A 12,327-nucleotide genomic window follows, 5' to 3' on the forward strand; every position below is an offset into this window, starting at 1 on the left:
AACCTCAAAAAATAGAATGAAAAAGCAATTTTGGTTAGTGATGTTGATTTTTTGTGGATGTATTGATCCCTATGTTGTCGAGGTGCCTGCAGGTCCCCAATATTTGACAGTTGAAGGATTGATCACCACTCAAAACGGACCGCATCAGATTCGATTGACAAGAGGAGATACCTATGGCAGTATATTCGAAGGCTTAATCAGACCAGTCCGATCGGCGACAGTGATCATTCGGGATGATTTGGGAGAGGTGACTTTTTTGGAGGAGAATTTAGATAACAGAGGTTCTTATCTTACTCCCGTAAATTTTCGCGCTGAAGTCGGAAGGAGTTATACCTTGCAAATTCAGCTTATCGAAGGAGAGGTATATACTTCTCTCCCCGAAAAGGTACTTCCTACCCCTCCTATCAAGAAGCTCAGTTACCAGTCAGTTACCGTTCCTGTAGAAGGAGAATTGAATCCTGCCTCTGGAGTTCAGTTGATAGTGGATATAGATGACCCTGCTGAGGAAGACAACTTTTATTTCTGGAGAAATGGGCCAGCGACGTATGTGTTGGAGACCAGGCCAGATTTATATTTTACCCCACCTCCAGGAAGAGCTCCCGCTCCAAAGGATTGCTGTTTTATTTGTTATCAAACTGAAGTCACTGGTAATCAATCTATTTTTATTGCTCAAGATGACAATTTCAATGGTTTAAGTACACAGATCCCTGTCGCTTTTATACCAGACAATGGAAGAAGATTTGTGGACACATACCGCGTAGATTTGAGACAAATAAATGTAAGTAGGGAGGCCTATCGCTTTCTGAGGCTGGTTAAGCAGCAATCCGAAATCAGTGGTTCTGTCTTTGACCCTCCTCCGGCAAATATCCGTGGTAACATGATAAGCCTCGACAATCCTGATGAGGTTGTACTTGGATATTTTATGGCAGGTGGAGAAGTGAAAGAAAGAATCTATATCAACGGCGCTCAACTTGATTTTCGTCAGCCTCAAGCTATCATTCCTGATGATTGCAGGGTGGTGGAAGGCTCCAAGCTTAATCCTCCTGCCGACTGGAACCCTTAAGAAGAAGCAAGGACTTCTTCCGTCTCTGAAAAGGATATGCCCGACTCTGCTAGGGAATTCAATATAGGTATATAGATTTCAGGGATCACGGGTATATGCAGACCTCTTGCTTGGATATTTCCATCCAGAAATTGATCTACTGCAATAGCTAATGGTAATCCTACAGTTTTGGCCATTGCGGTGTAGACGGAGTCTTGTCCTTTACAAACCAAACTTGAATTTACTATTTTCATCCCTTGAGGAGTTTTGATTTCAAAAACATGCCGCATCACGATCATGTCTTTGTCCTCAGGTGCCAATGTCCAATGCTTCTCTAAAATCCGTTGTAAAATCTGAGCTGGGGTTCCTTTAGTCAATGGGACTAGATCCTTGCTAAAGAAACCAAGCCATTGGATTTTCTCGAATGTAGGAAAATCTAAATCAGAGAACATTTCCGTCAGTTTCTCCTCAACAGGATCGCTAGGGTGATAGGGTAAAAAAGTGTTGAGGAAGTCTCGAAGAGTAAAATCTTCTGGCAAATTCACTTCATAGGTGTCCTCTGTCATTCCCAGTTGCACAAATATATCCCAGGCTTTGCAGTAACCTTCTCTACGGAGCGTTCCTCTTCGCATGGTGGGGATTTTCTCAAGTCCATACACACTTCTATAGCTCAGGGAGTCCCTATTAGGATAGCCTTCGAAGTTACCAATCTCTTCAAATTGAAAGGTGTCTAATCTTTTGAATAGCTTGTGATAAGGGACAAATTTCAGTTTACCCTGCTCAATATATCTTGAGGTCCCTTGACCGGCAAGGACCACGTTTCTGGGATTCCAGGTGAATTTGTACTTCCAGGGATTATCTTCATTTTCAGGGGACAAGAGGCCTCCACAAAAAGATTTAAAGGAAAGAATTTCTTCACCTGCTCCTTTAGCCTCATGGATGATTTTCATTGCAGACATATGATCAATCCCTGGGTCGAGTCCACATTCATTCAGAAAAAGAAGTCCCGACTGCTCAATATCTCCCTTCATCTGTTTCATTTCTTCAGATTCATAGGAAGCACTAAAGAAATGCTTTTTGAGTGCAAGAGCTTTTTTAGCAATTTTGGGATGAAGAAAAGCAGGCAGCATAGAAATGACCACATCAGCTCTTTCGATCAAGGCAGTCAACTGCTCTTCGTCTTGCGCATCCAGCAAAACAGCTTCCGTATTAGGTTTGCCAACGAGCTTTTTTTGCAGAGCCAAAAGATCTAGATCTGCTAGGATAAGTTTTCGTTTTTTGATCGGGGCCTGATCGGCCAAGTAGTCGATCAAATAGGTGGCGGATTTGCCTCCGCCGAGAAGAAGAATAGTGTGCATGGGGTTCAATTGTTATCATAAAATTGATGAAAAAATGGAAAAATCGAGCCTTTTGATTCAATTTCCTGAACAAAAATTGACGTTATTGATTCAAGACAGTTTAAAGCTAGTTTTAATGGGAAAAATGAATTTCGAAGCGAAAATAGAATTGGTTCAAAGGGAGGATTTGAGTGAAGCAGAGCAAGAGTTACTAGCAGCTTCACAGGAAATATTGAAGGATGCCTATGCACCTTATTCCAAATACAAGGTGGGGGCGGCAGTGCAGCTGAAGAGTGGTATCATTCTTAAGTCTAGTAATCAGGAAAATGTGAGTTTTCCTGTTGGGATTTGTGCCGAGCAGTCCCTGTTGGCTTTTGCTGGAGCCAACTATCCAAAGGATGCACCTAGGATGCTAGCCATTTCTGCACAAAGAGAGGGAGATGAGGTTTTTGCCAAGGTTTCCCCTTGCGGAATGTGTAGACAAGCTATTTTGGAGTTTGAAAATCGTTTTGAACATCCGATTCAACTCTTGATTCAATACCCTGATGGCCAAGTGGTCCGTATTGATGGTATACAAAATCTACTCCCGCTTTCCTTAGGGGACCTTTCTCTCTGATGAAAAAAACGCATTCCTTTACTTACCAAGCGCATTACAGTTTATCTCATGAGCCAAAAGGGTCAGAGAAACTGGTATTCGTTTGTTTTCATGGCTATGGGCAGCTCGCGGAATTTTTTATCCAAAAGTTTTTACCGTTTTCTAGTGAGGAAGTATTGATTGTGGCTCCCGAAGGCACCAATTATCAATACCTCAAAGAGTTTACGGGTAGGATTGGCGCCAATTGGATGACTCGACACGAGCGAGAATTGGCCATCGTCAATAATCACATGTTTTTGGACTCGCTTCTTGCGGATATTTTGGATCGCTTTGATCAGCAACCGAAAATTGCTGTTTTGGGATTTTCACAAGGTGCAGCAACAGCCACTAGATGGGCTGCGGTCTGGAGCAAAAAGGTGGATTATTTAATTCTTTGGGCAGGAGTTTTTGCTCATGATTTGAAAGTTCATGAGGCTAAATCCAGTTTTGAAAAAACTCAGATCTTCTCGGTTTTTGGAGATCAGGATGAATTTGTAACTCCTGAGGTAGTAGAAAAACAGCGAGAATTTTTAGATATACTTGGAAAAAAGGCCGAGGAACATCAATTTTCGGGAGGGCATGAGATTCCTGCCCAAATTTTAGAAACTCTCATGACGAAAATTATTTAGTCTTATAGTATCTTTCGACCTACAACGTCCACTATCTCAAATTCTTAAATGCTTTCGCTTACAAAACAAGAAGTAGATCAGATCGCCAATCAGCTCTTGAAGGGTAATGTTTGTTTCTACCAAATTGACAAGAAGAAAATTTTCTACATGCCTGATGATGAAGATTACTTCAACTATGACCTTACTCCAGAGGAGGAAACTCTTCTCGATGATGTAGAGGATGATCCTCAAAACTATGCTGAGTTTACCAAAATGGAACCGGCTCAGGAGTATCAGATGATGCAAGACTTTGTGGATAGATTCGTGAATGAGCGAACTCTTGCGGAGGATCTTGTAGATGCACTGGGGAAGCCAAAAGCCAATACAGCTTTTAAGTTTTTGATTGAGGCTTCCAAATACAATGAGGATTGGAAAGAATATAGGCTGGGCAAATACCGTGACTGGGTCATGGAGTTAGTGGATAGTTTTAACTATTCCTGAAAATTCTTTGGACTTCTTTGTCTGATTCCAATAAATTCTTTCGTCAAAGCCGACTTTGACAATTTTTATTTCCTTAATTCTTCCTATTTTAGGGATGATCCCGTAACAAAATCAAAATGGAAGAAATTCAAGGCCTCACGCTGCGTAATAAATTTGCCCCTGGAGATTTAGGCATGGTTGCCTCTCTTCATGGAAGAATTTATGCAGAAGAGCATGATCTTGCCATAGGCTTTGAGGCTTATGTGATGGAGTGTTTGGTCGAGTTTTTTTCTCAATATGATGAGAATAAGGACGGCGTTTGGATTCTTGAGGACGGCCCAAAGTTGGTGGGTTTTATGGTACTGATGCATCGTCCTAATCGAATGGCTCAACTGCGTTTTTTGCTTTTGGAGAAAGATTATAGGGGAAGAGGTCTTGGCAATGAGCTCATGGAACATTGGCTGAGATTTTACAACGAAAAAAAATATACAGGAGCCTATCTCTATACCACTTCCGGTCAGGATCCCGCAGTCTCTCTTTATGAAAAATATGGTTTCTCCAAAGAAAGCACCATTCAATCTAGATATTACGGGATTCCACTTTTGGAGACCCTATTTAGACTTAAAACTTAATACTTTTATTTTCCACCAACCAAACTTTACCCCTTATGGCAGCACAACCGATTAAAGCGTTAGGAAATTCTATCAAGCACTGGTACCTCGTGACCATCATTGGAGTCATTTTTATTTTATTGGGTATTTGGGTTTTCAGAACTCCTATGGCCTCTTATTTATTATTGGCTACGATTTTCAGTATTTCATTTTTAAGTGCTGGCATAGCCGAAATAGGCTTTGCTTTAGGTAATAGGAAGGATTTGGATCATTGGGGCTGGTATTTGGCCTCAGGGGTTTTTAGTACCATGATTGGTATTTTGCTCTTATCTAATCCTGGCTTGTCTATGGCCACCCTTCCGCTCTATGTTGGTTTTGGCGTATTGTTTAGAGCAATTGCGGGAATTTCTTTTGCTTTGACGCTGAAAGATTCTGGAACGGAGTATCAAAGCCTACTTTGGCTTAGTGTAGGCGGTGTTGCCTTGGCTTTTCTATTGATATGGAATCCCGGATTTGTAGGAATGACTTTGGTCAGTCTTACCGCATTGGTTTTCATTCTTTTGGGTGTGATCGCGATTCTTTTTTCTATGAAGCTAAAAGACGTCCATAAAAAGGTGAAAGAAGTGAAGGGGAAAATTGCAGATCTAGACTGAATCTTTGCAGTACCGTAGAATCCATTGAAATGATAAAAAGAATCGTATTGGCATTTTTATTAATTGGAACCTTCCAATTCAGCCATGCCCAGAAAAACTGGGATTGGGGAGGACCAATTGATCCTCTGCAAAAGCAGTTTGAGGTGCTGCATTACAAGCTAGACTTGGCTATAAATCCAGACGAGAGGTCAATAGAGGGAAGTGCTACTGTCACCTTCGAGGCTGAAGAAAAGCTTGAAATACTCCGCCTTAATCTGATTGACGAATATAAAGTCACTCAGGTGTTGATGAATGGAGATGCTGTAGAATTCACTCATTCCAATGACATTCTTGATATTAGACCCATTGATTGCACTTGCAACTCAGTGGAGATATTTTATTCTGGGGTAACTCCTATTGCTATTAATCCTCCATGGAATGGTGGGTTTACTTGGGAAAAGGACGGTTTTGGGAATCATTGGATGGGTTTATCCTCTCAGGGTGAAGGAGCAAAAATTTTTATGCCAGCACTAGACCATCCTTCCAGCGAGCCTAGGGAGGGCGTAGATTTATACTTCACGGTAGATCACCCCTATTTTGTGGCAGCAAATGGTACCCTTGTAGAAACAGAAAAAATGGGCGATAAGGTGAGGTATCACTGGAGTACTTCCTATCCCATAAATAATTACAACATCAATTTTACTTTAGGGGTATTTCATAGCCTGAAGGATGTGTTTATTTCGAGTTCTGGCGCTGAGGTGCCAATAGAAGTAATCATTTTGAAAGAGAATGAAGCCAAAGCAGCTGCGATTATGGAAGTGCTGAAAGTCAGTACAGCGACGCATGAGAAGTACTTTGGCGCTTATCCCTGGCCAAATGATAAGGTGGCAATTGTGGAGACGCCCTATTTGGGAATGGAACATCAGACCATCAATGCCTATGGAAACAATTATCAATTTGTCCCCATGGGAAACACTCAATACGACTGGCTTCTGCATCATGAGCTGGGTCATGAGTGGTTTGGTAATAAGGTATCTGTAGGAGACTGGGCCGATATGTGGCTCCATGAGGGAATTACGGCCTACGGGGATTGGCTCTTTTATTACGAGCACGGGGGAATGGAAAGTTACTTGGAAAAAGCTAAGGAAGTAGGGATGGGAATTCCTCATGACAAACCGGTCGTAGGAAAGATCAATAGTACAGAAGAAGAAGCATATCATTCCGAGATTTATACCAAAGGGGCTTTCGTAATGCACTCGCTTCGCTGGGTACTAGGAGACGATGTGTTTTTTCCATTTCTATTGGCCTTAGCTTCTGACGAGCGATTTACATATCAAAATCAAATAGATACCGATGAGTTTATTTCCTTCGTACAGGAATTTTCAGGGCAGGATTTAGCAGATTTTTTGAATTTATACCTTCGAACCACCAAACTCCCGCAAGTTAAAATTTCAGCAAAGGGCAAAAATTCTTATCAGATCAAACTTGACGGAATTAAATTTGAAATACCTGTTGAAGTCCAAACTTCAGAGGGGATCCAACGGATAATGCTGGGCAATAAAAAAGTTAAAGTTAGTAGTACTTCTGCACCAGTTGTGGATCCGAATGGCTGGCTTATGCTGAAGCAATAGGCGATGGAAATCCTGAATAGAAGGCTCGTGAATGGCCTTCTATTTTTTTGACTTCTATTGGCTACCTTTGCAACATGGAGGAAGTGAAAAAGCGTGATATACGTCAATTGTCTTTGGCCGAGCTTGAGCAGTTTTTTCTTGAAAAAGGAGAGAAAAAATTCCGCGCAAAGCAGGTCTATGAGTGGCTTTGGAATAAGTCACTGAAGAATTTTGATGACATGACGAATATTTCCTTGGAGACTCGAGATCTCCTGAAGGCTCATTTCGCCATCAATCACATTCGCGTGGATCTTATGCAGCATTCCAGTGATGGCACTATCAAGAATGCGGTGAAACTCTATGACGATAAAATTGTAGAATCGGTATTGATTCCGACCTCCAAGCGAATCACGGCATGTGTATCCTCACAGGTTGGCTGTAGTTTGGATTGTAATTTTTGTGCGACGGCAAGGCTGAAGCGCATGAGAAATCTAAATCCTGATGAAATATATGATCAGGTGGTGGCTATCAAAAATGAGGCGGAGACTTATTTCCAAAGGCCGCTGACCAATATCGTTTTCATGGGAATGGGTGAGCCACTACTGAACTACGCCAATGTACTTACTGCGATCGATAAAATCACCTCTCCAGAGGGATTGGGGATGGCTCCTCGCAGAATTACGGTATCTACCGTGGGCGTGGCTAAAATGATTACCAAGCTCGCTGATGACGGGGTGAAGTTCAATCTGGCTGTGTCTCTGCACTCTGCCATTAATGAAACTCGCTCACGACTCATGCCGATCAATGATTCCAATCCTGTGGAAGTACTCGGTGAGGCTCTGAAGTATTGGTACCAAAAGACTAAGAGGAAGGTGACCTACGAATACGTGATATGGGAGGGCGTAAATGATGATGAAAAGCACGCCAAGGCTTTGGCTAAATTCTGTAAACTAATCCCTTCCAAGGTAAATATCATCCAATACAATCCCATTGACGAAGGTGAGTTTCGACAGGCAAGCCAAGAATCTGTAGACATGTATGTGAGAGTTTTAGAATCACAGGGTATCATTGCTAAGGTGAGAAAGTCGAGAGGACAAGACATTGATGCAGCTTGTGGCCAGCTTGCTAATAAAAATGAAGTAGCAAAAATTTAATTTTAATTAAAAAAAGACAACATTAGTTTTTACATTTACGTTGACTGATTAAACCAACTGTTAATGAAAAAACTACTACTTTCTAGCCTAACTTTTTTGGCTTACGCCTTTTCTGCTCTCGTTCTCGCACAAGAGAGCCTTCCCGAAAAAATTCAATCCTACTTCAATACCTATCAGGCAGAGTATCCTGTGGAAAAGGTTTATCTCCAATTGGATAAATCTACTTACACCTTGGGAGAAGACGTTTGGTTTAGTGCCTTCGTGACTGCAGGAAGTTCTCAGATTCCTTCACCACTTTCCAAGCCACTTTATGTGGACTTTTTTGATGGAGATGGATTACTGTTGACTACCAAACTGATCAGACTGGAAGAAGGGCGAGGAGGGGGTAATTTTACTTTACCTCAATTCGGAAATCCAGGCCAATATCAAATCAAAGCCTACACAGGTTGGATGAAAAACTTTGGTGAAGAATACTTTTTCTCAAAAACCATCTCAGTTGTAGATGGGGATGGGGGTTCTTTTTTGCCGCAAGTTGATTTTAAAGAGATAAGCAATGCCTCCGGCCAAACCACCTTTCAAATAGAACTTACTGCTGTAAATGGCCAAGGAAATCCCTTAACCAATGCACAGTTAGAACTCAAAGCCATGGCTGGGGATCAACAGCTTCATAAGCAAGATTTAGCTTTGAATGATCAGGGTCAAGCTAGTTTTTCATTCAAAATTCCAACGGCCCCAAATCCAGAGCAACATTTAGAACTGACCTATCTCGAAGGAGGAACTTACCCAGTGGTGCAAAAAGTACAGCTGCCCTACAGTCTTGACCTGGCAGATATTCAATTCCTTCCTGAAGGAGGAAATTGGCTCCTGGGTAAAAAGAGTCAGGTGGCTTTCAGAGCCGTCTATCCTGATGGGACCCCAGTCTATTTTGAAGGACAAATAGATCAAAATCCTGATATAGTCCTAAAGAGTAATTTTGCTGGCTTAGGAAAAATTGAAATTACTCCAGATCAGAAAGATTATACTGCCAGTATACGCGAAACAAGTAGCGGACAGACCAGAAGTATTGCCTTGCCAGCTCCAGCAGAATCTGGCTTATCCATTCAGGTCATTAATAATCCTCAGGCATCCTATTTGACCGCTTTTGTGCAAGGAACGACAGACATGACTGATTTGCTGATGGTAAGTCAGACTAGAGGAATTATCAATTACATGATTCAAGGCCAACTCACCAATGGGGTTTGGGGAGTCCGGATACCAAAGGAAAACCTAGTGACTGGGATCAATCAAATCTCAGTGTTGAATTCCTCTGGTCAGCCTCTTCTAGAGCGTCTGCTTTTTTACATGGGTGAGGATAAGCTGGAACTGGATATCCAACCGAATGGATCTCTTGGTAAAAGATCTAAAATCGACCTTACCATAAAAAGTATTTTGGGAGGGTCCGCTGTGCCCAGTTCGCTAGCACTTTCTGTGGTGGACGGTGATCAAGTAAGTTTGAATTTAGAAGACGATAATATTTATTCGGCCCTTTTGATTTCATCTGACCTGAAGGGGCAGCTTTATGCTCCTGGTGTCTACTTTAGTGACGAAAAAGGAGTGGATCTTGAGGCTATCGATTTGGTCATGCTCACTCACGGATGGAGTAGATTTAGTTGGGAAGAAGTGAAGGCTCAATCCTATCCCAACATTTTCAATTTCATAGAAAGAGGGATCAATATCGAAGGGCAAATTACAGATCAAGAAGACACAAAAAAGGGTCTTGCAGGCGGCACAGTATCTGCCATTGTGGGTGAAGGGATAGAAATCCTCAGTACTGAGTATGGCCCTAACGGGCGTTTCATCCTTACGGAAATGGATTATTTGGACTCGGCTTCGGTCACCATTACTGCTGAGGATAATCGATTGAAGAATTTTGTGGATGTGGAAGTCATTCTTCCCGAGCCGACATTCACAGAACTATCAGGAAACTATCCACGGGATATCGTTTGGCCTGAAAGTCTGATTGCTACTTATCAGGAAAGAAAATTACAGCAGCAGATGCTCGAAGGAGATGATGATTTTTTGGATCTTGAAGTAGTAACCGTGGAGGCAGAGACCATTGCCGGAGAGGAGGAAAGTATGCGTAAAATCTATGGTACAGGGGATGTAACCATTCGACCGGAAGATGTACCAAGCTCTGTTGGATTTACAAATGTATTTCAGCTCATTCAAGGAAGAGTTTCAGGTGTTCAAGTTTTTGTTTCAGGGATTGATGTCTCTGTGCAGATTAGGGGCGTAGGCTCAGTGAATGCAGGGACAGGTCCATTGTATCTTCTAGATAATATTCCAGTGAGCGCCCAGACCTTGCTTCAGGTGAGTCCAAGGGATGTCTCGAGTGTGGATGTATTTAAGGATCCGGCACGAGCGGCTATTTTCGGGGCGCAGGGAGCCAATGGGGTCATTGCTGTGTATACTAAGCAGGGCTCAGGACTTTCTGCCAGTGTTGGTGGTACGCTGGTTACAACCTACGGAGGATACTCCACGGTCAAAGAGTTTTACCAGCCCATGTACGATGAAGACCTTACTCGAAAGTCTCTTGATGATAAGCGCGCCACTATTTATTGGAACCCACTAATCCAGACCGATGAAAATGGTATTGCTAAACTTGAATATTACAATTCGGATATTAGCAAAATGCAGATTTTGATTCTTGAAGGGATGGATGAGAGTGGCAAACTTGGCCGCGTGGTGCGGGTATTGGAATAGAGATTTGTTTTCTTCGAGAAAGCCTGCTAATTTCTTCAAAAATTCACTGAATAATGATGAAAAAGGCACTTCTGGTACTTCTCCTTTCCCTTCTATCTCTTCCTTGGGCCTATGCCCAATCTTTAGAACAAGGTAATTCAAGGGTACATGTCTATGGGACTTATGGCCTTCGTTGGAATAACCCAGGCATAGGGGGAGGATTTGAGTATTTCTTTGCCGACAAGTTTGCCATCATGCCTAGCTATACGTACATCTTTCCTCAAGTGGGGAATGAGAGTAATTTTAGTGCAGACCTGAGGTATTATGTTTCAGATGGGCCTTCGCAGCTATATTTTATGGCAGGGTATAGCCAAACTTGGGAAGATACCCAGCCCGATGGTGCAGGTACAAGAAGAAGCTCCAAAGGTGCCAATGTCGGAGTTGGAGCTTATATCAGAGTGGCCGATTGGATAGGCCTCAGTACGGAGTTTAATTTTCAGAGTCAAGCTCGTCAGGAGGTTGGTTTTAAAGTGGGATTTGCTTTCCCTTTATAGCCAATGCTATTTTTTGGAAAATTCGAACAATTTCCGTTTCTCATCTTTGCTTAGAGCTTCATAGCCCCGCTCTGCGATTTTGTCTAAGATTCGATCGATTTCTTCCTGACTTGTATCATGTTCTGAGGAGTCGGTGTCTTTTTTTGTTGCTTTGCCAAAACTACTGAAGCTTCCTGAAGACGAACTCTTCGCTTTTTTGTACGACACTTTCACCCCGCTTTTTCTTCCTGAAAAAAGATTTTCGAAGAACAGCCCGACCTTTTGGACTGGAATACCCCAATCTGTTCCTTTGCGAAGCTGGGTCACATAAAGGTAACCGAGCATAGCTCCGCCTAGATGCGCAAGTTCACCACCGGCATTGGCTCCGGCCGAATTGGCGAAGGAAACCAACACATAGAAAATGGCTATATATTTGATTTTAACAGGGCCAATCAGAATTAAAAAGAATGTAGTATTTGGGCTGAGTGTCGCCGCACCCACCACAATGGCGAATACTCCTGCACTTGCTCCCAGCATCAAAGAACTATCCACTGAATTACTGAAATAGGGGGCCAAATTGTATATAACCACGTAAAATAGTGCTCCTGCCAATCCACCCAAAATGTACAAGTTGGTGAGCTTGCGGCTACCCAAAAACTGGTGTACCAACTGGCCAAACCAGTAGAGAAAGAGCATATTGAACAAAATGTGGAAGAAACCCTCATGCATGAACATGTACGTGAGCGCACTCCACGGCTGGAAAACATAGCGAGACACCGAGGCTGGCATCATGAAGTACTGGACAAAATCCGAATACCAGTCACCTAAACCCCCGATGGTAAAGATTACCCTCACCACCATTAGGGCTAAAAATACCAGTAAATTAATCGCGATCAGTTTGTAAAGACTGTTGTCGCTATGCTTGAAAGCATTTTTTAAGTTATCCCAAAAATTTCCGTACATCG

At 42.4% G+C, this 12,327-nt stretch carries 12 protein-coding genes; 10 read left to right on the top strand and 2 right to left on the bottom strand.

Going from position 1 to position 12,327, the window contains the following annotated elements; genetic code table 11:
- Positions 1-16 precede the first annotated feature (16 nt).
- A complete protein-coding gene (locus tag ACFOSV_RS02460) occupies positions 17-1,063 on the top strand; it encodes a DUF4249 domain-containing protein (RefSeq protein ID WP_377903039.1) in 1,047 nt (348 codons plus the stop codon).
- Here the strand turns inward: ACFOSV_RS02460 and ACFOSV_RS02465 are convergent.
- Positions 1,060-2,400 carry a saccharopine dehydrogenase family protein gene (locus ACFOSV_RS02465; protein ID WP_377903041.1) on the bottom strand — a complete coding sequence of 447 codons (1,341 nt, stop codon included), beginning with the start codon at positions 2,398-2,400 and terminating at the stop codon, positions 1,060-1,062. The two genes, ACFOSV_RS02460 and ACFOSV_RS02465, sit on opposite strands and share 4 nt — an antisense overlap.
- Before the next feature lie 34 nt (positions 2,401-2,434).
- On the opposite strand from ACFOSV_RS02465, the gene ACFOSV_RS02470 reads away from it, so the two are divergent.
- The 9 genes from ACFOSV_RS02470 to ACFOSV_RS02510 all read left to right on the top strand — a co-directional run bounded on the left by ACFOSV_RS02470 (position 2,435) and on the right by ACFOSV_RS02510 (position 11,383).
- Entirely contained in the window at positions 2,435-2,995 is a 561-nt protein-coding gene (locus tag ACFOSV_RS02470) for a cytidine deaminase (protein ID WP_377903043.1), read from the top strand.
- Positions 2,995-3,642, top strand: a complete 648-nt coding sequence (locus ACFOSV_RS02475) for an alpha/beta hydrolase (RefSeq protein ID WP_377903045.1) — start codon at positions 2,995-2,997, stop codon at positions 3,640-3,642. Before ACFOSV_RS02470 ends, ACFOSV_RS02475 begins: the two co-directional genes overlap by 1 nt.
- A 48-nt stretch (positions 3,643-3,690) precedes the next feature.
- The gene (locus tag ACFOSV_RS02480) at positions 3,691-4,122 is read left to right on the top strand and encodes a UPF0158 family protein (RefSeq protein WP_377903047.1); all 432 of its coding nucleotides are present in this window, start codon (positions 3,691-3,693) and stop codon (positions 4,120-4,122) included.
- Positions 4,123-4,238: 116 nt separating this feature from the next.
- Entirely contained in the window at positions 4,239-4,733 is a 495-nt protein-coding gene (locus ACFOSV_RS02485; protein ID WP_377903049.1) for a GNAT family N-acetyltransferase, read from the top strand.
- Between the two features lie 35 nt (positions 4,734-4,768).
- A complete protein-coding gene (locus tag ACFOSV_RS02490; RefSeq protein WP_377903051.1) occupies positions 4,769-5,365 on the top strand; it encodes an HdeD family acid-resistance protein in 597 nt (198 codons plus the stop codon).
- Between the two features lie 29 nt (positions 5,366-5,394).
- Positions 5,395-6,975 (top strand): M1 family metallopeptidase, encoded by a 1,581-nt coding sequence (locus tag ACFOSV_RS02495; protein ID WP_377903053.1) that lies wholly within the window; start codon positions 5,395-5,397, stop codon positions 6,973-6,975.
- A 74-nt stretch (positions 6,976-7,049) separates the two neighbouring features.
- Positions 7,050-8,108 (top strand): 23S rRNA (adenine(2503)-C(2))-methyltransferase RlmN, encoded by a 1,059-nt coding sequence (gene rlmN / locus ACFOSV_RS02500; RefSeq protein ID WP_377903055.1) that lies wholly within the window; start codon positions 7,050-7,052, stop codon positions 8,106-8,108.
- A 63-nt stretch (positions 8,109-8,171) separates the two neighbouring features.
- Entirely contained in the window at positions 8,172-10,850 is a 2,679-nt protein-coding gene (locus tag ACFOSV_RS02505; RefSeq protein ID WP_377903057.1) for a TonB-dependent receptor plug domain-containing protein, read from the top strand.
- A gap of 53 nt (positions 10,851-10,903) precedes the next feature.
- On the top strand, positions 10,904-11,383 hold the full coding sequence (locus ACFOSV_RS02510; protein ID WP_377903059.1) for an outer membrane beta-barrel protein: 480 nt from the start codon (positions 10,904-10,906) through the stop codon (positions 11,381-11,383).
- Between the two features lie 6 nt (positions 11,384-11,389).
- On the opposite strand, the gene ACFOSV_RS02515 is transcribed toward ACFOSV_RS02510, so the two are convergent.
- The gene (locus ACFOSV_RS02515; protein WP_377903061.1) at positions 11,390-12,325 is read right to left on the bottom strand and encodes a rhomboid family intramembrane serine protease; all 936 of its coding nucleotides are present in this window, start codon (positions 12,323-12,325) and stop codon (positions 11,390-11,392) included.
- Positions 12,326-12,327: the final 2 nt, after the last annotated feature.

It is taken from the genome of Algoriphagus namhaensis (assembly GCF_042649705.1).
Lineage (GTDB): Bacteria > Bacteroidota > Bacteroidia > Cytophagales > Cyclobacteriaceae > Algoriphagus > Algoriphagus namhaensis.

Bases quoted from the DNA above. Each gene is read 5' to 3' on its own strand.
- ACFOSV_RS02460 (WP_377903039.1), top strand. From the start codon at position 17: ATGAAAAAGCAATTTTGGTTAGTGATGTTGATTTTTTGTGGATGTATT.
- ACFOSV_RS02465 (WP_377903041.1), bottom strand. From the start codon at position 2,400: ATGCACACTATTCTTCTTCTCGGCGGAGGCAAATCCGCCACCTATTTG.
- ACFOSV_RS02470 (WP_377903043.1), top strand. From the start codon at position 2,435: ATGGAAAAATCGAGCCTTTTGATTCAATTTCCTGAACAAAAATTGACG.
- ACFOSV_RS02475 (WP_377903045.1), top strand. From the start codon at position 2,995: ATGAAAAAAACGCATTCCTTTACTTACCAAGCGCATTACAGTTTATCT.
- ACFOSV_RS02480 (WP_377903047.1), top strand. From the start codon at position 3,691: ATGCTTTCGCTTACAAAACAAGAAGTAGATCAGATCGCCAATCAGCTC.
- ACFOSV_RS02485 (WP_377903049.1), top strand. From the start codon at position 4,239: ATGGAAGAAATTCAAGGCCTCACGCTGCGTAATAAATTTGCCCCTGGA.
- ACFOSV_RS02490 (WP_377903051.1), top strand. From the start codon at position 4,769: ATGGCAGCACAACCGATTAAAGCGTTAGGAAATTCTATCAAGCACTGG.
- ACFOSV_RS02495 (WP_377903053.1), top strand. From the start codon at position 5,395: ATGATAAAAAGAATCGTATTGGCATTTTTATTAATTGGAACCTTCCAA.
- rlmN (WP_377903055.1), top strand. From the start codon at position 7,050: ATGGAGGAAGTGAAAAAGCGTGATATACGTCAATTGTCTTTGGCCGAG.
- ACFOSV_RS02505 (WP_377903057.1), top strand. From the start codon at position 8,172: ATGAAAAAACTACTACTTTCTAGCCTAACTTTTTTGGCTTACGCCTTT.
- ACFOSV_RS02510 (WP_377903059.1), top strand. From the start codon at position 10,904: ATGATGAAAAAGGCACTTCTGGTACTTCTCCTTTCCCTTCTATCTCTT.
- ACFOSV_RS02515 (WP_377903061.1), bottom strand. From the start codon at position 12,325: ATGTACGGAAATTTTTGGGATAACTTAAAAAATGCTTTCAAGCATAGC.